This is a genomic window from Burkholderia sp. MS389 (assembly GCF_016899425.1).
Classification (GTDB): domain Bacteria; phylum Pseudomonadota; class Gammaproteobacteria; order Burkholderiales; family Burkholderiaceae; genus Burkholderia; species Burkholderia sola.
The window spans coordinates 2,492,130-2,510,880 of the sequence record NZ_CP045994.1 but is presented as its reverse complement, the minus strand read 5'-3'; the positions used below and the strand labels follow the sequence as shown (position 1 = coordinate 2,510,880).

The 18,751-nt window shown below is 68.6% G+C and carries 19 protein-coding genes and 1 pseudogene; 12 read left to right on the top strand and 8 right to left on the bottom strand.

Features of this window, described 5'->3' with window-relative positions; all coding sequences use genetic code 11:
- Window positions 1–93 precede the first annotated feature (93 nt).
- The 8 genes from GJG85_RS11625 to GJG85_RS11590 all read left to right on the top strand — a co-directional run bounded on the left by GJG85_RS11625 (window position 94) and on the right by GJG85_RS11590 (window position 6,877).
- Window positions 94–723, top strand: coding sequence for a LysE family translocator (locus GJG85_RS11625; RefSeq protein ID WP_050018005.1), 630 nt, complete (start codon window positions 94–96; stop codon window positions 721–723).
- A 45-nt stretch (window positions 724–768) separates the two neighbouring features.
- Entirely contained in the window at window positions 769–1,185 is a 417-nt protein-coding gene (locus GJG85_RS11620; RefSeq protein ID WP_050018004.1) for a hypothetical protein, read from the top strand.
- A gap of 352 nt (window positions 1,186–1,537) precedes the next feature.
- On the top strand, window positions 1,538–2,635 hold the full coding sequence (locus tag GJG85_RS11615) for a toxic anion resistance protein (protein WP_089488612.1): 1,098 nt from the start codon (window positions 1,538–1,540) through the stop codon (window positions 2,633–2,635).
- Between the two features lie 20 nt (window positions 2,636–2,655).
- The gene (locus tag GJG85_RS11610) at window positions 2,656–3,396 is read left to right on the top strand and encodes a VWA domain-containing protein (protein ID WP_089488611.1); all 741 of its coding nucleotides are present in this window, start codon (window positions 2,656–2,658) and stop codon (window positions 3,394–3,396) included.
- 43 nt (window positions 3,397–3,439) lie between these two features.
- Window positions 3,440–4,456 (top strand): DUF475 domain-containing protein, encoded by a 1,017-nt coding sequence (locus GJG85_RS11605; protein WP_050018001.1) that lies wholly within the window; start codon window positions 3,440–3,442, stop codon window positions 4,454–4,456.
- A gap of 97 nt (window positions 4,457–4,553) precedes the next feature.
- Entirely contained in the window at window positions 4,554–5,210 is a 657-nt protein-coding gene (locus GJG85_RS11600; protein ID WP_050018000.1) for a TerD family protein, read from the top strand.
- Window positions 5,211–5,261: 51 nt separating this feature from the next.
- Window positions 5,262–6,134, top strand: a complete 873-nt coding sequence (locus GJG85_RS11595; RefSeq protein ID WP_050017999.1) for a hypothetical protein — start codon at window positions 5,262–5,264, stop codon at window positions 6,132–6,134.
- Between the two features lie 122 nt (window positions 6,135–6,256).
- On the top strand, window positions 6,257–6,877 hold the full coding sequence (locus GJG85_RS11590) for an HAD family hydrolase (protein ID WP_050017998.1): 621 nt from the start codon (window positions 6,257–6,259) through the stop codon (window positions 6,875–6,877).
- Window positions 6,878–6,906: 29 nt separating this feature from the next.
- Here the strand turns inward: GJG85_RS11590 and GJG85_RS11585 are convergent.
- From GJG85_RS11585 to GJG85_RS11570, 4 genes and pseudogenes are all read right to left on the bottom strand, one after another.
- Window positions 6,907–7,248 (bottom strand): annotated as a pseudogene (locus tag GJG85_RS11585) (fatty acid desaturase); the annotation flags it as partial.
- Window positions 7,249–7,369: 121 nt separating this feature from the next.
- On the bottom strand, window positions 7,370–8,416 hold the full coding sequence (locus GJG85_RS11580) for a beta-propeller fold lactonase family protein (protein ID WP_204383329.1): 1,047 nt from the start codon (window positions 8,414–8,416) through the stop codon (window positions 7,370–7,372).
- Window positions 8,403–9,770, bottom strand: a complete 1,368-nt coding sequence (locus GJG85_RS11575) for an MFS transporter (RefSeq protein ID WP_050017996.1) — start codon at window positions 9,768–9,770, stop codon at window positions 8,403–8,405. Before GJG85_RS11575 ends, GJG85_RS11580 begins: the two co-directional genes overlap by 14 nt.
- 221 nt (window positions 9,771–9,991) lie before the next feature.
- On the bottom strand, window positions 9,992–10,192 hold the full coding sequence (locus GJG85_RS11570; RefSeq protein WP_050017995.1) for a hypothetical protein: 201 nt from the start codon (window positions 10,190–10,192) through the stop codon (window positions 9,992–9,994).
- Between the two features lie 151 nt (window positions 10,193–10,343).
- Here GJG85_RS11570 and GJG85_RS11565 point away from each other — a divergent pair, with 151 nt between their 5' ends.
- Both GJG85_RS11565 and GJG85_RS11560 read left to right on the top strand, forming a co-directional pair.
- Window positions 10,344–11,324 carry an acetyltransferase gene (locus GJG85_RS11565; RefSeq protein ID WP_089488670.1) on the top strand — a complete coding sequence of 327 codons (981 nt, stop codon included), beginning with the start codon at window positions 10,344–10,346 and terminating at the stop codon, window positions 11,322–11,324.
- A gap of 327 nt (window positions 11,325–11,651) precedes the next feature.
- Window positions 11,652–13,130, top strand: a complete 1,479-nt coding sequence (locus GJG85_RS11560; RefSeq protein ID WP_176016052.1) for a deoxyribodipyrimidine photo-lyase — start codon at window positions 11,652–11,654, stop codon at window positions 13,128–13,130.
- Between the two features lie 22 nt (window positions 13,131–13,152).
- Here the strand turns inward: GJG85_RS11560 and GJG85_RS35220 are convergent, their stop codons facing one another.
- The 3 genes from GJG85_RS35220 to GJG85_RS11550 all read right to left on the bottom strand — a co-directional run bounded on the left by GJG85_RS35220 (window position 13,153) and on the right by GJG85_RS11550 (window position 15,605).
- Complete coding sequence (locus GJG85_RS35220) at window positions 13,153–13,275, bottom strand: hypothetical protein (protein WP_050017994.1); 123 nt, start codon at window positions 13,273–13,275, stop codon at window positions 13,153–13,155.
- Entirely contained in the window at window positions 13,266–14,498 is a 1,233-nt protein-coding gene (locus GJG85_RS11555) for an MFS transporter (RefSeq protein ID WP_050017993.1), read from the bottom strand. The genes GJG85_RS35220 and GJG85_RS11555 overlap by 10 nt, the downstream gene beginning before the upstream one ends.
- Before the next feature lie 165 nt (window positions 14,499–14,663).
- Complete coding sequence (locus GJG85_RS11550; RefSeq protein WP_089488608.1) at window positions 14,664–15,605, bottom strand: LysR substrate-binding domain-containing protein; 942 nt, start codon at window positions 15,603–15,605, stop codon at window positions 14,664–14,666.
- A gap of 234 nt (window positions 15,606–15,839) precedes the next feature.
- Between GJG85_RS11550 and GJG85_RS11545 the strand changes: the two genes are divergently transcribed.
- Together GJG85_RS11545 and GJG85_RS11540 are read left to right on the top strand one after the other, a co-directional pair.
- Window positions 15,840–16,880 carry an alpha/beta fold hydrolase gene (locus tag GJG85_RS11545; RefSeq protein WP_050017991.1) on the top strand — a complete coding sequence of 347 codons (1,041 nt, stop codon included), beginning with the start codon at window positions 15,840–15,842 and terminating at the stop codon, window positions 16,878–16,880.
- A 123-nt stretch (window positions 16,881–17,003) separates the two neighbouring features.
- Window positions 17,004–17,759, top strand: a complete 756-nt coding sequence (locus tag GJG85_RS11540; protein WP_089488607.1) for a 4'-phosphopantetheinyl transferase superfamily protein — start codon at window positions 17,004–17,006, stop codon at window positions 17,757–17,759.
- Between the two features lie 19 nt (window positions 17,760–17,778).
- Here the strand turns inward: GJG85_RS11540 and GJG85_RS11535 are convergent, their stop codons facing one another.
- Window positions 17,779–18,699 carry a glutamate/aspartate ABC transporter substrate-binding protein gene (locus GJG85_RS11535; RefSeq protein ID WP_089488606.1) on the bottom strand — a complete coding sequence of 307 codons (921 nt, stop codon included), beginning with the start codon at window positions 18,697–18,699 and terminating at the stop codon, window positions 17,779–17,781.
- Window positions 18,700–18,751: the final 52 nt, after the last annotated feature.

Sequence of the window (18,751 nt, the reverse complement as noted above, 5' to 3'; positions counted from 1 at the left end):
CGTAACAAACCGTGCGTGCCGATTGCGGTCTGTCGGGTCGATCGGTTCCATGCCGCCCGTCCGCATCGCACTCTTCAAAAGGAACGCCACACCATGTCGCTCTCCGCCTTGCTCGCCTTTGCGCTGATCCTGTCCGTCGGTGTCGCGACGCCCGGCCCGACGGTGTTGCTCGCGATGAGCAACGGTTCGCGCTACGGGCTGCGTCACGCGATGGTCGGTATGCTCGGCGCGGTCACCGCCGACGTCGTGCTCGTTGCGCTGGTCGGGTTCGGCCTCGGCGTGCTGCTCGACGCGTCGGAAACGGCGTTCGTGACGCTGAAGCTGCTCGGCGCGGCGTGGCTCGCGTATGTCGGCATCCGGATGCTGATATCGAGCGGCGGGGCCGCGGCTGCGCAGCCGTGCGTGCCTGCGACGCCCGATCGCCGGAGCGCGTTTCTGAAGAGCTTTTTCGTCGCGATGAGCAACCCGAAGTACTACCTGTTCATGTCGGCGCTGCTGCCGCAGTTCGTCGACCGGTCGCACGCGATCGCGCCGCAGTACGCGATTCTCGCGGCGACGATCGTCGCGATCGACGCGATCGGCATGACCGGTTACGCGCTGCTGGGCGTGCATTCGGTCCGCGTATGGAAGGCGGCCGGGGAAAAGTGGCTGAACCGCGTCAGCGGATCGCTGCTGCTGATGCTCGCGGGGTACGTTGCGCTGTATCGGAAGGCTGCGCATTGACACGGTGATGGAGCGGGGAAGCAGTATGCCTAGGGCAGCGCGGTGATGAAGCCGGTCGACCGCTTCGCGCTCGCAACGCACGACGGGCCGTATGAAGCGTGGCCGGCGCGCACCGATGTGCTCGTGGATGGCGTGCGTTCCGGTCTCGCCGTTTCCGGTTACGTGCTGCTGCGCCAGTTCGAGACGCCGGCCGCGTTTCTGCTTGTCACCGACTACGACTGCTCGTTCGAGGAAGCGGTCACGTTTACGCTCGTGTCGAAGGGGCCGCTGAAGGTGCTCGCGCAGCGCACGGTCGGTGCGATGTATGCGTCGTGCCATCTGGACGAGATGACGTGGGCCGACGACCGGCATTTCAGCACGACTTTTGTCGGTATCGACGGACGATGGGATTTCACGATTCGTGACTTATCGGTGCCGTTCGTCCGGTCTCGGCTCGGCATGCATCGCGTGCGGGATCGCTGACGCGCGACCGACGAGCACGCGCATTTCATGCCAGAGGGGCCCGCGCCACATCTGCAAAAATCGTCTATTTCATTTCTCTTTCACTTTGATCGGGCGTGTAAGTTTTGATGCGCGCCGATCGTGCGTGCCCTACGCACATGGCGGCAGGAATGGCGACGTCCGCGCCTCGCGCGCGTTCACGACATTACAAAATGAATGGAAATTGAAAGAAATCCTTCCCTTGACGCCATGCATCGTCGCCCTTTATTGTCCGGTCTGCCGCCCGTGAGAGAGCACCGACGGCACCGCGCAAGCGCGCCTCGCGCGCACGACAACACGTAGCAAAAAGCAGAAAAGGAAACGTGGTAGCCACATGAAGCCGCTATTCGACGACAACAAATCCGATGCGGTCAGCGATCGTCCTTCCACGCCGTCTTTGTCGCCCATCGCCGCCCCGGCCGCCGTCGCCAACGTCGCCGTGCCGGCCGCGCAGCCGACGGAACACGCGCGCCTGATCACCGTCGACGAGATCGACCAGCTCGGCGCGACACAGGGCACGCGGATCGCCGCCTTCTCCCAGCAGATCCTCGCGAGCGTCCGCGCGTCGGACGCCGACCAGTTCGGTGACAAGCTCAACGAGTTGATCGCGACCGCTAAAGGGCTCGACCCGCGCGGCGCCGACAAGGGCGGGCTGCTCACGCAGGTCACGCGGCTGTTCCGCTCGACCAAGGAGAAGCTGCTGTCGCAGTACGAATCGGTGAGCAAGCGGATGGACACGCTCGTCGTCGAGCTCGAAAACCATGCGCAGCGCCAGAAGGCCGGCATCGACGAGCTCGAGCGGATGTACAACGACAACTACGCGCTGCACCAGGAACTCGCGCAGTCGAAGGCGCACGGCGAAACGGCGCTTGCGGCGCTGCGCGCGCATCTGGCGGCCGGCCAGCAGCCGGCGGACGATGCGTTCGCCGCACAGCGCCTGCTCGACGTGAAGCGCAAGATCGACGCGCTCGAAAGCAAGCTCGACGATCTCGACCGCGCGATGCTGATGTCGAAGCAGCTCGCGCCGCAGATCCGGATGGAGCAGGACCAGAAACGCACGCTGACGTCGAAGTTCATGACGATCAAGACCGTGCTGATCCCCGCGTGGACCAACGCGTTCGCGCTCTACCTCGAACAGCTCGGCACGAAGCGCGCGGCGGCGCTCGCGAACGCGACGTACGACGCGGCCGACGAGGCGATCCGCGCGCAGGCCGACCTGAATCGCCAGAACGCGCAGGAAGTCGCGAAGCTCGGCCAGCGTCCGGTGATCTCGACCGACACGTTCGAATACGCGCAGCAGCAGCTGTTCGGCGCGTTCGACGACATCACGCAGATCATCGCCGACGGACGCCGCCAGCGCGAGCAGGACGCTACGCGCCTGCGCCAGCTCGAACAGGACCTGATCACCCGATTCGCTCCGAAGCACAACTAAGAGAACTGAGAGAACACCGCATGATTACGCTTGAGAAACGCGCGGCGAAGGTCGCGATCGTCCTCGAAAAACGTCAGATCCTGAAGCCGCCGGTCGTGCGCGTCGGCGCGGCGCTCGACATCTCGGGTTCCGCGAAGCCGCTGTACCAGTCGGGCGTGATCCAGGAGACGCACGACCGGATTCTCGGCATTGCACTGAAGTTCGACGACAACGGCGAGGTCGACACGTGGACCTTCACCGAAGGCTACGACCGCCTGCCGACCGCCACGCCGGACAACTACGGCTCGTACATTTCCGATCACGTGCTCAATGCACGGATCGAAAAGTGGGGCGGCACGCAGTACGCACCGGTGATGAACGACATCGTCGATTTCTTCTTCCGTGCGCCGGAGCCGAAGCGCGAGGAAAAGCGCGGCTTTCTCAGCCGGCTGTTCGGCGGTGCGGACGACGCGCCCGCGCTGGCCGCTGCGGCGCCCGCGAACGGCCATCTGCCCGCATGGGTGCTGTTCGTCACCGACGGCCAGAACCCGAAGAACGACCGCAAGCGCGTGCGCCAGCTGCTGGCCGAATCGCAGCACTTCCCGCTGTACTGGTCGCTCGTCGGCGTCGGCGATCCGAGCGAATTCGACTTTCTCGCGGAAGTGGCGGACGAAATGCCGAACGTCGGCTTCCTGCATCTCGAATCGCTCGATCTCAGCGACGAACAGATCTACGAACACCTGATCACGCAGGAATTCTGCGACTGGGTGCGCGCGAAGTAAGCGCGTCCCGCCTGCCCATTTTTCTGAACTCGATTACTCCATCATGTTGAAAGACTTCAAGATCCCGTTGTCGCTCACCGCGCTCGCGCTGATCGCGGCCTATCTCCTCGGCGGCGTGAAGGACATGCTGATCGTCGCGGTCCTGTGCGTGCTCGAAATTTCGCTGTCGCTCGACAACGCGGTCGTCAACGCATCGGTGCTTAAGAACTGGTCGGAGAAGTGGCGCAACCGCTTCATGGTGTTCGGCCTGCCGGTCGCGGTGTTCGGCATGCGGCTCGTGTTCCCGCTGCTGATCGTCGCGGTGATCGGCCACATCGGCCTGTGGGACGCGCTGACGCTCGCGGTCGAATCGCCGGACAAGTACGCGGCAGTGCTGACGTCCGCGCATCACGAGGTGTCGGCGTTCGGCGGCGCGTTCCTGCTGATGGTGTTCTTCAAGTTCATGCTCGACACCGAGAAGGACGAGCACTGGATCGGCTTCCTCGAAGGCCCGATGCGCCATCTCGGCCGCATCACCGCGCTGGAAGTGGCGCTGACGCTCGCGATCGTGATCGTCGCGTCGTTCTACGTGCCGGCAACCGAGCAGGTGAACTTCCTGCTCGCGGGCGCGTTCGGCGTGATCGGCTTCGTGATCGCGCACGGCGTGGGCGACCTGGTCGGCGGCGAGGACACGGGCACGCGCGTGGTGCGAGAAGGCGTCGCGGGCTTCATGTATCTGGAAGTGCTCGATTCGTCGTTCAGCTTCGACGGCGTGATCGGCGCATTCGCGCTGTCGAACAACATCTTCCTGATCGCACTCGGCCTGGGCGTCGGTGCGGCCTACATCCGGGAAATGACGCTCGTGCTGCTGAAGAAAGGCACGCTCGCGCAGTACCGCTATCTCGAACACGGTGCGTTCTGGGCGATCGGCGCGCTCGCGACCATCATGTTCCTCGGCGTGAAGCTCGAGGTGCCCGAGGTCGTCACGGGCCTGGTCGGCGCGGCGATGATCGCCGCGGCCGTGTGGTCGTCGATCGTCGTGCAGCGCAAGGAAGACCGCGCGGCGGTGGCGGGCAAGTAAGCGCGTCACGCGGCACGAAAACCATCCACGAAGGGGCCGCCGCGCGCGGCCCGGCATCGCCGCCGGCGCAACGGCGGTTCCAGCAGAAGAGGTTCAGATGATCAATTTGTCGAAAGGCGGTCGCGTCAACCTGTCGAAGGAAGCGCCCGGCACGCAGAAATTCCGCATCGGTCTCGGTTGGGACGCGAACGCGACGGACACGGGTACGGATTTCGATCTCGACGTGTCGGTGTTCCTGTGCAAGTACGACGCGCAGAGCAATCCGAAACTGATCTCGGATCAGCATTTCGTGTTCTACAACAGCGAAGTGCGGACGATGGAGCGCAAGGAAACCTTCATTCAGCCGGGCGACGATTTCCCGAAGCGGGGGATGCCTTCGTCGAAGTGCCTGGGCGTCGTGCATAGCGGCGACAACCGCACGGGCAGTGGCGACGGCGACGACGAAGTGATCTTCATCGACATCACGAAGCTCGCGGCCGACGTCGAGGAAATCTCGGTGGTCGTGACGATCGACCAGGCCGAAGCGCGCCGCCAGAATTTCGGGCAGGTTCGCAACAGCTACATCCAGATCGCCGACGAGGTGTCGGGCGCGGTGATCGCGAAGTACGCGCTCGAGGAGGACTTCTCGATGGAGACGTCGGTGCAGGTCGGCAGCTTCTATCGTCGCGACGGCCACTTCATGTTCAAGGCGGTCGGCGCGGGCTACAACCGCGGCCTCGGCGATTTCGTCCGCGCGTACGGCGGCGCGGTCTGACGGGCGGCAGCCCGGCGCGCGAAACACCGCCGCGCCGGGCAGGAAGCAGCGATGACGAATCCGTCCGACGAGCCGAAACGGCTCGAGTTCGATGCGACGCCCGAGCGCACGCCCGGGCGTCTTGCGTTCGACGCGCCGGCCGCGCCCGGTGCGCCGGTCGCGCGTGCGCCGGCGCGGCCCGCCCCGCAGGCGCTCGATTTCGGGCCGGCGCCCGCCCCCGATCAAGCCGTGCGCGCGGCGCCCGCCGACGCCATCGGCCGTGCGCTGTTCGGCGAATCGAACCATCCGCAGCTCGAAGCGTGCTTCCGCGCCGCGCAGGCCAGCTTTCCGAATCTCTATCCGGACTACGCGCCGCGCATCGAGCGGCAGATCCGGCAACTGGTGCCGCTGAAGCTCGGGACGGTCGCGACGATCGGCGACGGCGCGCTGGAGACGGCCGGCAACCTCGTCGAAGCGGTCGCGGCGACGACGCGCGAATTCAACGAACTCGGCGCGGCCGACATGATGGCCGGGATGCTCGCGCAGGCGACACGCAAGGCCGGCATGTTCGAACGCTGGTTCGGTGGGACGTCCAGCCATGTCGACTACCGCGCGGCGCTCGGCGCGCTGAAGCAGTCGCTCGGTTTTTTCCCGCGCCGCACCGAGGAACTCGCCGCGAAGGTCCGCCATGCGGAGGAAAACCTCGTGGTCGTGCTCGCGGCGCTGAGCGCGGTGTCGGACGTCGTGCGGGCGCCGGACGATGCGGGCGTCGAGCGTACGCTGTTCGACCGCCGCAACATCGTCGGGCAGGCCGTCCAGCAGATCCGGATGCAGCCGGCGCAACTGCGCGGGCTGGACGAGCGCGTGACCGACCTGCTGTCGCGCGCCGATCACCTGATGAACGTCGTGCTGCCGGCGGCGCTTGCCGCGCGGCCGTCGCGCTGAGCGAACGACTCGACCGCATGCGCTTCGCCGCGCGCGGTCTCGTGTCGGGCGATACGGTTTCGCGTGGGGGCCGCGAGTCTGCTATCTTCCCGGGCATCTCATCGCTTTCCCGCCGATTCTTCATGACCGACCGCATCGTCGCCGCCTTCGATTTCGACGGCACCATCACGACTACCGACAGCTTTCGCCATTTCGTCCGCCAGACGGTCGGCACGCCGCGTTTCGCGTGGGCCGGGCTGCGCGCGCTGCCGTGGATCGTCGCGATGAAGGCCGGGCTGCTGTCGCGCGGCGACGCGAAGGCGAAGTTCGCGTCGTTCGCGTTCGGGCCGATCCGCGAGGACGCGCTCGATGCCCAGGCGCGCAGGTTCGTCGACAGTTATCTGCCGAGGCTCGTGCGTCCGGAAATGCTCGAGCGCGTTCGCGAACATCGCGCGCGCGGGCATGAAGTTGTGCTGGTCAGCGCGTCGCCGTCGCTGTATCTGGAGAAGTGGGCCAAGACGGCCGGCTTCGACGCGGTGCTCGCGACGCGGCTCGCGTTCGAGCGCGGCATCTTCGCCGGCCGGCTCGACGGCGAGAACTGCTGGGGGCCGCAGAAGGTCGTGCGGCTGCGCGGGTGGTGGGGCAACCGGCCGCCGAAGCAATTGTTCGCGTACGGCGACAGCCGCGGCGACAAGGAGATGGCCGAGCTCGCGAACTGGTCGTGGATCCGCGGCCAGGGACCGATGCCGCCGATCGGCGATTGAGGCCGCGCTGATGTCGCGCGCCGCCGGCGTTACGCGTCGGCCTGCGCGCTGTGCGTGCCGCGCGGCGGACGATAGCCGCCCCAGCGATTCGCGCGCGCGAACGTGCCGACGTCGTTGAAGCGCACGCCGACTTCGCGTAATGCCGCATGCGCGGTGCGCGCGGTCAGTTGCCGGATGTAGAACGGATCGCGCACCACGAAGTGATGGATCGCGTGCGTGCTGCCGAAATTGAAGCAGAACAGCTGGAACGGCAGCATCCACCACGGGTTCAGCACCTGCGTCTGCTGGATCACGTTGCGCGAATCGATGTCGCCGAAATAATGCATGTTCGAGCTGACGAAGTTGATGCAGAAGCTGCGCAGGAAGTTCGGCTGCCAATTTCACGCGCGCGTTCAAGCGCTGGACGGGCGTTGCGCCGAGCGAGCGGCGCTGAACGTCGCACCCGCATCGGGGTGTCGGTTCCCGCGCAGGCGCCGAATCTTTTTCAGACCGTCAGACGATCGCGATCCAGTTCGCGCCGCGTCCGCCCGGCACGCGCGCGTGCAGCGACAGCGTGCCATCGTCCGGCGCGATCGCATACACGGCCACGTGTTCCGACTGTTCGCCGCAGGCGACGAGCCAGCGTCCCGACGGATCGATCGCGAACCCGCGCGGCTGGGTCTCGGTGGGTGTCGCGCGGGTGGGCTCGAACGTGCCGTCTTCGTTGCGGCGATAGCCGAGCAACCGGCTCGACGTGCGCTCGCTGACGTACGCGAAGCGCTCGTCGGGCGTCAGGTGCAGATCGGCGGCCCACACGGACGGTTCGGCGGGAGCGGGCGGGCGCGCATGGCCTTGCGCGAGTTCGGCGACGGCCGGATGGCGCGCGCTCACGTGCGGGTCGCCGAGCCGGCCGGTGTCGGCGTCGCGCGCGAAGGTCGCGAGCGTTCCCCGGAATTCGCTGACGACGACCAGCGTGCGGCCGTCATCCGCGAACCGCAGATGACGCGGGCCGAAGCCGGCCGGCACGCGCGTTTCGCCGTGTTCGACCGCGCGCACGCCGGCGGCGTCCTCGACGAGCGCAAAGCCGAACACCCGATCCGAGCCCAGCGAACTGACGTACGCGAAGCGGTTGTCCGGCGATACGATCACCGCATGCGCGTTCGCGATGCCGCCCGCGACTTGCAGCGGCGTGCCGTCGCCGTCGCGCACGCGCGCCGCGTCGTAGAGGCTCAGCGAACTGCCGCCGTACGACGCGCCGAGCAGCCAGCGGCCGCTGCGGTCGAGCGACAGGTACGCATGGCTCGCGTCGATCGCGGTCGCGCCGATGCGCACGAGCGCGCCCGTGGCGGCGACGCGGAACGCGACGATCGTCGGCTGCTCGCCGCGCGTCGCGACGTAGAGCCGCGCGCGGTCGGCCTGCACGGCGATCGGCATCGCGGCGTCGGCGGCCGGATAACGGGCGAGCGGCGCGAGCGTGCCGTCGCCGGCGAGGGAGAACGTGGCGAGGTCGCCGTCGACGGCATTCGAGACGACGACGGTCAGGCGGTCAGTGTTCGGCATGGCGGAGCATCGAAGCGTGCGTGAAGGATTCGTCGGCCGGCCGGCCGCGCGGCGGATCGCTGCGCCGATGCGTGCGCGCGAACAGCGCGGCGACCGCGGCGACTAGCGAAGCGATCGCGAGCGCATACAGCCCGCCCGTGATCGAACCCGTATGTTGCTTCAGATAGCCGAAGGCCGTCGGCGCGACGAAGCCGCCGAGGTTGCCGACCGAGTTGATCAGCGCGATCACGGCCGCGGCCACGCGCGTGTCGAGATAGCCCTGCGGGATCGGCCAGAACAGCGACGCCGCTGCCTTGAAACCGAGCGCGGCGAAGCAGATCGACGCGAACGACCACACCGGATTCGGCGACGTCGATGCGAACAGTCCGCACGCGGCAAGCACGAGCGCGAACGCGAGCCAGCGCTGCGGATGCTTCCACTTCGACGACAGCACCGCGAAGCCGTACATCGCACCGATCGCGATCATCCACGGAATCGTGTTGTACAGGCCGACCTGGAAATCGGTGAGGCCGCCCATCTTGCGGATGATGGTCGGCAGCCAGAACGTGGCCGCGTAGATCGTCAGCTGGATCGAGAAGTACAGGAAGCAGAACAGCATGATCTGCGGATCGCGCAGCAGCGTGGTCGCGCGCACCGGCACGTTCGAGCGGACGTCGCGCGTCGCGCGCTCGTCGTCGAGCGCGTTCTGGAGCGCCGTGCGTTCTTCCGGCGTGAGCCACGTCGCGTCGCGGATATGCGATTTCAGCAGCAACCAGCTCGCGCCGCACAGCGCGACCGAGAACAGCCCTTCGATCAGGAACATCCACTGCCAGCCTGCGAGGCCGAAGCCGCGGATCGACAGCAGTGCGCCGGTGACGGGCCCGGACAGCACCGACGCGAACGCGGAGCCGCCGAGGAAGATCGCCATCGCCTTGCCGCGTTCCTGCGGCGGCAGCCATTGCGACAGGTACAGCACGACGCCGGGGAAGAAGCCGGCCTCGGCGGCGCCGAGCAGAAAGCGCAGCGCATAAAACGATGTGTCGTTCCACACGAACGCCATCGCGGCCGCGACGATGCCCCACGTCGCCATGATCCGCGCGAGCCAGATGCGCGCGCCGTAGCGCTGCATCAGCAGGTTCGACGGCACTTCGAACAGCGCGTAGCCGACGAAGAACAACCCGGCGCCGAGCCCGTACGCGGCCGCGCCGATGCCGATCGACGCTTCGAGATGGCGATCGACGAAGCCGACGTTCACGCGGTCGATGTAGTTCGCGATGAACATGATCAGCACGAGCGGCAGCACGTGCCACTTCACTTTCGAGACGGCGGACGCGAGCGGGTCGCGGCCGGGCAGGGCGGACGAGGGCGGGTTCAACGGTGTCTCCGGTCGGGCGGCCGCGAACGGGGCGGTAGCCCGCGTCGCGTCTGGGTGGCAGTTTATGTAGTACGTCGTCGTATGACATGGTACGCCGGTGCGTTGGCGATGACGCCGCGGGTTTACCCGGAAATTTTCTTGGTTTTGGAGAAATCCGGCGATGGAAAGCTGAAGTTTTCACATCTGATGACGTATGACATAAAACGACATTGCGTCGACCGTCAGGTGCGGCGCGGGCCCGCCTCGGCGTGAAAGCTCGGGATCGAGGCGATGCATTCGTGCCCGGTACGTTGAGGGAGCCGGGCGAGAGAACCGACCTCGACGGCGCACTGCCCGATATCCGCGTGTTTCGCACGACGGCGCTCAAGCGGGAAGTCGTGCTGCGCATAAAGCGGCAACAGCACGCTCGTGGCGAACGACATGCAGGCGACCCGCAAGCCGTTTGCAGGGCAGCGCCGCTACGCTGTATCGAAGGCGCGCGCGGTTGCGGCACAATACTTGGCGCGCGCGTTCGGCGTGCACGCCAGTTGCGCGAACGGCGGATTTCATGCGTTGACGATGGAGCAACGGATCATGCAGGACAACCAGTACGCGCGGCATGTCTTCGCGTTCAACGGCGACGCGGACGGCCTGTGCGCGCTTCAGCAACTGCGGCTCGCGGAACGCGTGCACGGCACGCTCGTGACCGGCGTGAAGCGCGACATCAGGCTGCTCGAGCGCATCGACGCGGGCGCCGACGACATCGTCACCGTGCTCGACGTGTCGCACGACCAGAACCGCGACGCGTGCGCGCGGCTGCTGCGCGACGGCGCGACGGTCCGTTACTTCGACCATCACTTTGCCGGCGAGCTGCCCGACCATCCGCGCTTCGACGCGCATATCGACATGGCGGCCGACGTCTGTACGAGCGCGATCGTGAACCGCCATCTCGACGGCCGGTACGCGCGCTGGGCGATCGTCGCGGCGTTCGGCGACGAACTGCCGGCGCTCGGCGAGGCGCTGGCGCGCGAGCACGGCGTCGACGAAGCCGAGCGGGGCGTGCTCGCCGAACTCGGGCGCTATCTGAACTACAACGCCTACGGCGAGTGCGTCGGCGATCTGCACTTCGATCCGGCGGCGCTCGCGGACGCGATGCTGCCATGCGTCGATCCGCTCGATTTCGTGCGCGGGACGGCCGTGTTCGCCGCGTTGCGCGACGGCTACCGCGACGACATGGCGCGCGCGTGCGCGCTCGCGCCGCTGCGCGAGGTGCCGGGCGCAACGCTGGTCCGGATGCCCGATCATCCGTGGGCGCGGCGCGCGACCGGCATGCTCGCGAACGAGCGAATGCGCGACGCGCCGCATGCGGCGCTCGCGGTGCTGTCGCCGCGCGCGGGCGGCGGGCTCGTCGTCAGCGTACGCGTGCCCGACGGCCGGCCGATCGGCGCGGACGAGTTCTGCCGCGGCTTCGCGACCGGGGGCGGGCGCAAGTGCGCAGGCGGCATCAACCATCTGCCGGAAGCCGAGTTCGATGCGTTTGCGGAGCGCTTCGAGGCCACGTTCCGGCTCGATTGACGCGATGCATCGTTGACCGGATCAGCCGGTCGCCCCGGCGGGCACGGACGACCGTCGGGCAGCCGCAGCGTGGCTCGCTGCGTTCGGCGTTGCGTCGACCGTGCGCGGTGTGCGGTGTGCCCGAACCGTTCGACGTGCAACACCGTCAGAGCAACATGCCGTGCGTGCGGCCGTCCGGCAGCACGACTTCCTTTGAATTGAAGTGGATCGTGCGGTCGCGTTCGGTGTCGCCGTGGCGTGCCGGCCGTGACGACCGGCGTCGACACCGCGCAGCGCAGCCGCGACAATACGCGTCTCCCTTTGCTTTCGTCATCGAGGTGCCTGCCCGTGTCTGCCAAGCCGTCCGTTGCCCCCGCGATCGTCTGGTTCCGCGACGATCTGCGCGTGACCGATCAGCCCGCGTTGACGCGCGCGGTCGAATCCGGCCGGCCGCTCGTCTGCGTGTTCGTCGACGACACGGGCGCCGGCGCCGGACCCGCGCTCGGCGGCGCGGCGCGCTGGTGGCTGCACGGGTCGCTGGCCGGGCTCGACGCCGCGCTCGCGCGGCATGGCGGGCGCCTGCTGCTGCTGCGCGGCGACGCGCAGCGCGAGATCGAGCGCGTCGTCGGCGACACGGGCGCGGCCGCCGTGTACTGGAACCGCCGTTATGCGCAGCCGCAGCGCGACGCCGACGCGGCGCTGAAGGCATCGCTCAAGGCGCGCGGCGTGACGGTCGAGAGCAGCAACGGCAGCCTGTTGAACGAGCCGTGGGAGGTGCTGACGGGCAGCGGCGGCCCGTACCAGGTCTTCACCGCGTACTGGCGCGCGGCGCGCCGCGATCGCACGGTCGCCGCGCCGCTGCCGGCGCCCGAGCGGATCGCGTTTCATCCATGGTCGCAAGCCGTGCGCGACCGTGCGCTGTCGCTCGACGCACTTGCGTTGCGTCCGCCTGCGCCGGACTGGGCCGGCGGTCTGCGCGACGCGTGGCCGGCGCCCGACGAAGCCGGCGCGCACGCACAGCTCGATACGTTTGTGACGACCGCGCTCGCCGGCTATGCGGATGCGCGCGACCGTCCCGATCGCCCCGCGACGAGCCGGCTGTCGCCGTTCCTGCGCTTCGGCAACGTGTCGCCGCGACAGGTGTGGCATGCGGTGCAGGGCGCCGCGCACGCAGGCGGCGCGGCGTACGCGGCGCACGCCGACAAGTTCCTGAGCGAGCTCGGCTGGCGCGAATTCAGCTACACGCTGCTGTATCACTTCCCGGCGCTCGCGACCGACAACTTCCGCGCGCAGTTCGATGCGATGCCGTGGCGCGACGATCCCGCCGCGTTACGCGCGTGGCAGCGCGGGCGGACCGGCTATCCGCTCGTCGATGCGGGCCTGCGCGAACTGTGGACGACCGGCTGGATGCACAACCGCGTGCGGATGGTCGTCGCGTCGTTCCTGATCAAGCACCTGCTGATCGACTGGCGCGCGGGCGAAGCGTGGTTCCGCGACACGCTGGTCGACGCCGATCCCGCGAACAACGCGGCGAGCTGGCAATGGGTGGCCGGCTGCGGCGCCGACGCCGCGCCGTATTTCCGCATCTTCAATCCGGTCGCGCAGGGGCAGAAGTTCGACCCGGACGGCGCGTACGTGCGGCGCTGGGTGCCCGAGCTCGCCGGCCTCGACGACGCATCGATCCACGCACCTTGGGAAGCGTCGCCGCTGGCGCTCGAAGCGGCCGGCGTACGGCTCGGCGTCGACTATCCGGCGCCGCTCGTCGAGCACTCGGCCGCGCGCGCCCGTGCGCTCGATGCGCTGGCCACGTTGCCGAAGCGCCGCTGACCGTCCGCTCCGGTTTGCCGCATCAATTGCAGAAGGCGACGTGCTCGAGCAGCGCGTAGGCGACGCCCGCATCGAAGTAGGCCGCGCCGCACCACGCGACGAACGCGAGCGTGCCGGCGGCCAGCGCCGCGCGCATCATGCCCATGCCGCGTTCCCCGATGCCGGGCGCGCGACGCGCGCGTCGTCGATCGGCAGGTGCAGTAGCGCCGCGAGCACGCCGAGCGCGATCGAGCCGATCCACAGCGGCAGGTACGAATGCGTCGCGTCGTACACGAGCGCGCCGAGCCACACGCCGAAGAAGCTGCCGAGCTGGTGGCCGAAGAATACGAAGCCGAACAGCGTCGCGATGTAGCGCACGCCGAACATCTGCGAGATCACGCCGTTCGTCAGCGGGACCGTGCCGAGCCACGTGAAGCCCATCACGGCCGCGAACACGTAGACGCTCGTGGGCGACAGCGGCGCGGCGACGAACGCGGCCATCGCGAGCGCACGCACGAGATACAGCACGGACAGCACGTACTTGCGCCGCAGCAGCCCGCCCAGATGGCCGCACGCATAGGTGCCGGCCACGTTGGTCAGCGCGATCAGCGCGAGCGCGACGCTCGCATGGCGCGCCGGCAGCCCGTGGTCGAGCAGGTACGCGGGCAGGTGCGTCGCGATGAAGGCGAGCTGGAAGCCGCACGCGAAGAAGCCCGCGTTCAGCAGCCAGAAGCCGCGATGCGCGAACGCCTCGCGCACGGCTTCACCGATCGACTGTTCGGGGCCGGCGGCGGCGCCCGCCGCCTGCGCGGGCCGGTCGCGCAGCAGCACGGCGAGCGGCGCGAGCAACGCGGCGACGAGCGCCAGCGCGATGAACGCGTGCCGCCAGCCGATGCCGCCGATCAGTTCCTGTGCGACGGGCACCATGCAGAACTGGCCGAGCCCGCCGATCGCGCCGGCAACCCCGAGCGCCCAGCCGCGCCGATCGGGCGGGAACAGGCGGCTCAGCGCGCCGTAGATCGACGCGAACGCCGAGCCCGACAGCGCGATGCCGATCACGAGCCCGGCGCCGACCGTGAACACGCCGGTCGTGGCCGCCTGCGCCATCGTGACGAGCCCGACCGCGTACAGCAGCATGCCGGCGACGATCACGCGCACCGAGCCGAAGCGGTCGGCGATCATCCCGGTGAACGGTTGCGCGACGCCCCAGATCAGGTTCTGCAACGCCAGCGCGAGCCCGAACGCCTCCCGCGACCAGCCGTGGTCGAGCGACACGGGCGCGAGGAACAGGCCCTGCACGTGCCGGATGCCGAGCGCGGCGCCCATGATCAGGCCGCCTGCCAGCACGGGCAGCCAGCGGCGCCGGACTTCCTGCTCGATCGGGGTCATGCGTGTCTCCGGATGAAGGCGCGCGGCGAAACGGTCGCGCTCGATCCGATTAGACGAGCGGGGCGGTCGTCGCTCAAGCGATCATTCGGTCAGGTTGGCATGCGTGACGGGAATGCGAAGGGGCGACGTCGGCTGTCCGCGGTCACGCGCATCCGCACCGTCGGCTCAGGCCGACGTCATGTCGTGCGCGTGCATCGACGCATCGCATTCGGCCGCTTCGGCGAGCATCCAGTCGCGCACGTCGGCGACTTCGCGGCGCGGGGCCGGATCGTGCTGGAACAGCCAGTAGCCGTACGTTTCCGACAGCGTCTGCGTGTGCGGCCCGAGCACCGCGAGCCGGCCGTCGGCGAGCATCGGCGCGACGAGCGCGAGCCGGCCGAGCGCGATGCCCTGGCCGGCGATCGCGGCCTGGATCACCTGATCGTACTGGTTGAAGCGCAGCACGCCTTTCGGGCGCGCGTCGCCGAGCCCGGCCGCGTGCAGGTGCGCGTGCCACTGCAACTGCGGTTGCGGCGGCCCGTCGAATTCGAGCAGCACGTGATCGACGATCGCGGCCGCGCTCGTGACCGGCCGCGCGGCGAGCGCGGGATGCCCGACCGGCATGACGATCTCGTCGAACAGGCGCAGCGCGCCGGCCGGCGCGCGCTCGCGCGGGCAGTAGCGGATGCCGAGGTCGATGCCCTCCGCGCGCAAATCGAGTACCTTGTCGTTCGCGGCGACGCGCAGGTCGATTTCGGGCAGCCGCGCCTGCAGCCGGCCGAGCCGCGGCAGCAACCACAGCGCGGTCACGCCGATGCTGGCGGTGATCGTCACGGGCTGGCGCTCGCGCGCGGCGGCGAGCGACGCGACGGTGTCCTGCAGGCCGTGCAGCGCCGCATCGGCGACGCGGAACAGTCGCTCGCCTTCCGGCGTGAATGAAATCTTCCGGTAGCCGCGCTGCAGCAACGTCACGCCGAGATGCGCTTCGAGCGCATGGACCTGGCGGCTGACCGCCGACTGCGTGACGCACAGATCCTGCGCGGCGAGCGTGATGCTCATGCGGCGGCCGACGGCGACGAAGCCGCGGACGAGATCGAGCGACGGGAGGCGGACGAGTGGCGTTGACATGCGCGTGACTCATGCGAACGGAGCAGCAAGATTGGTTGAGAACGCGGCACGCGTCAAGTTCAATGGAGGCGGGTTGGTTGCGGACGGGGAGGCTGAGTCAGCGTTGACGCGCCAACTCGGACCGACCGCTATGCGTGGGATCCGAGTAAGCGCTAAAGCGCTAACTGGGGTCGACCGCGATGCATGGGACCTCAGTAAGCGCTAAAGCGCTAACTCGGACCGACAGGAGACACGATGACGATTTCGAACGAGGAAAGCGGCGCAGCGCAGGGCAGTCGCGCGGCGGGCGCATTGCCGCCCGAACCCGTGACGCTGCGGGCAGCCGACGGCTACGAACTGCGCGGCCACGTGTGGCGCCATCGCGGCGCCGCCGCAGCGCGGCCCGTGACGGTCATCAACTGCGCGACGTCGGTGCGCTGCGGCTACTACTTTCGTTTCGCGGCCTGGCTGTTCGCGCAAGGGCGCGACGTGCTCGTCTACGACTATCGCGGTATCGGCGGATCGCGTCCGGCGCAGCTCGCGAAGCTGCGCGCGAACTGGCTCGACTGGGGACGGCTCGATTGTGAAGCCGCGCTGCACCATGCGCGCGACGCGTTTCCGGGCCAGCCGCTCGATGTGGTTGCGCACAGCATCGGCGGCTGCGTGCTCGGCCTCGCGGCATCGAACGTGCACGTGCGGCATGCGGTGACCGTCGGCGCGCAGTACGCGTATTGGCGCGACTATTTGCCCGCTGAGCGGCGCCGCATGTGGTGGAAGTGGCATGTCGCGATGCCCGCGCTCGCCGCCGTGTTCGGCTACGTGCCCGCGAAGCGGCTCGGCTGGATGGAGGACACGCCGCGCGGTATCGCGCTGTCGTGGGCGCGTTCGCGGCCGCGTTTCGAGGACGGCTACCTCGGCAGCGTGCTCGACGACGGCGCGGCGAGCCGTGCCGCGTTGCCGGCGCGCTTCGCGGGGCTGTCGGCGCCGATGCTCGCGGTCGGCATCGACGACGACGCGTTCGGCACGGTCGCCGCGATCGAGCGGCTGGTCGGCTACTACACGGGCAGCAACGTCACGCATCTGCGGATCGCGCCGGCCGACATCGGCGTCGACGCGATCGGTCATTTCGCGTTTTTCCACAGCCGCTTCACCGACACGCTGTGGCCGGTCGCGTTGTACTGGCTGCAACACGGCGTGCTGCCGGCCGATGCACCGGGCGTCGTGCACGCGCTGCACCCGACGTCGCGCGGGCGAGTGACGGGGAGCGGCGTGCCGGGCAGGGCGGCGAGCGGGTGACCCAGCGTATGCGAGCGCGACGCGCAGCCTCGTTCGCGTCGCGCGCCCGCAGCAGCAGCCGGACGCCGCCGCGATCGATTAACATCGGACGTTTCGCTCCCATGCACAGACTGCCGCGCGCCGATGTCCATTCCGTCCGATTCCGCTTCTCCCGTTGAAACGCCCCGCGCATGGCGCATGCACGCACTCGACGTGCCGCCCGCCGCCGCGCGCGCCGGCGTGCGGATCGCGCGCATCGATTTCGACTGGCGCGTCCCGCTCGCGTCGCCCGCGTATGCGGCGCTGAGCGACGACGAGCGCGCCCGCGCCGCACGTTTCCTGCGGCACGAGGATGGGGTGCGCAGCGCCGCGACGCGCGCCGCGCTGCGCGACGTGCTCGGCGCGGCGCTCGGCATCGCGCCGCGCGCGGTCGCAATCGTCGTCGACGCAGCGGGGCGGCCGTCGCTGGACCCTGCGCATCGTGCGTCGCTCGACTTCAACGTGTCGCATGCGGGCGCTCATGCGCTGCTCGCATGGGTGCCGGCCGGTCGCGTCGGCGTCGATATCGAGGGCTGCAACCGCGCGACGGACTGGCGCGCGCTGACGCGCGAAGTGTGCGCACCCGCCGAGATCGCATATCTCGACGATCTGCCGTCCGGCGCGCGCGAGGGCGAATTCATGCGGGTGTGGTCCGCGAAGGAGGCGCTGCTCAAGGCGCTCGGCACCGGCATCGTCGGCGGGCTGCGCGCGTTCGCGGTCGTGCCGCCGCGCGACTCGGCGACACCCGCGACGACGATCGTCGACCCGATCGCGCCCGCCGCCGGCGTCGCGGCGTTCGATGCGGCGTGGCTCGATGCGGCGCCCGGCTACGCGGCGTGCGTCGCGTGGACGCGCGCGTAGGCCGAGCGCGACGCGGCGCTTACTCGAGCGGTGCGTCGTTCGGCGCCGCGTAGCGCGCCTTGATCACGTCGCTCATCGGGAAGTCGAACGACAGCCCCTTCGGCGGCACCGGCTTCATGAACCATTTGTCGTACAGCGCATTGATCTCGCCGCTTTTCATCAGCTGCACGAGCACGCCGTCGACGAGGGCCTTGAACTGCGGATCGTCCTTGCGCAGCATGAATCCGTAGGCTTCCGACGATTGCGGCGTGCCGACGAGCTGCCAGTCGGCCGGCTTCGCGGCGAGCTGGCGCACGCCCGCGAGCAGCACGTCGTCCATCATGTACGCGGCCGAGCGGCCCGATTCGAGCGTGAGACGTCCTTCGCCATAGTCCTTCGCGCTGATGATCTGCATACCCATCTTCTTTTCCTCGTTCATCTTGCGCAGCAGGCGTTCGGACGTCGTGCCCTGGTTCGTCACGACCGTCTTGCCGGCGAGATCGGGGAAGTCGCGGATGCCCGAGCTCGTGCGCGTGAGCAGGCGCGTCGTCGCGACGAAGAAGGTGGTCGAGAACGCGACCTGCGCATGGCGCGCGGCGAGATTGGTCGTCACGCCGCATTCGAGATCGACGGTGCCGTTCTGCACGAGCGGAATGCGGTTCTGCGACGTGACCGGAATGAAGCGCACCTGCAGGTCGGGCTTGCCGGTGCGCGCCTTCACCGCGGCGATCACGCGGTCGCACAGGTCCTGCGAGAAGCCGATGACCTTGCCACTCGCATCGACATAGGAGAACGGCACCGACGTTTCGCGATGGCCGATCGAAATCAGGTTGGACTGCCGGATCTTCTCGAGCGTGCCGGACAGCGGCTCGGCGGCGACGGACGCGCCGCACGCGAGTGCGCACGCGGCGACGAGCAGGGGGCGGCCGATGCCGGCGGCGAATCGTGACGGGAAGGGCATGACGGTCTCCGTGGCGAATGAGGATCCACATGTTGCCAAATAAAAAATAAAA